This is a genomic window from Neptuniibacter pectenicola (genome assembly GCF_001597735.1).
Classification (GTDB): domain Bacteria; phylum Pseudomonadota; class Gammaproteobacteria; order Pseudomonadales; family Balneatricaceae; genus Neptuniibacter; species Neptuniibacter pectenicola.
The window spans coordinates 1-257 of record NZ_LUTS01000146.1 but is presented as its reverse complement, the minus strand read 5'-3'; the positions used below and the strand labels follow the sequence as shown (position 1 = coordinate 257).

Sequence of the window (257 nt, the reverse complement as noted above, 5' to 3'; positions counted from 1 at the left end):
GGACAGCCCGCCAGCATTATACGTAACAGCGTTGAACCAGAACGTGGAGGAGAGAGAATAAAAACAGCCGGCTTATTCTTCTTACTCGGTACACTGTGAGGCGCGCAAGGACGGATGATTTTACGAAACTCTTCGACCATTTCAGCAGTGACTGGATCCTCAACAGATTCAATACGCTGAACATTACTCTCTTTTGGCGCTGCATTTGGTACTGGTGCTTCCGCAACAGGATCAGCATTAAGGCGAGTAAAAACAAA

At 47.1% G+C, this 257-nt stretch carries 1 protein-coding gene; it reads right to left on the bottom strand.

Annotation, left to right across the window (positions count from 1 at the left end):
* Nucleotides 1-257 (bottom strand): hypothetical protein (locus A3773_RS18260; protein WP_197462877.1); only part of this gene is annotated, 257 nt, incomplete at both ends.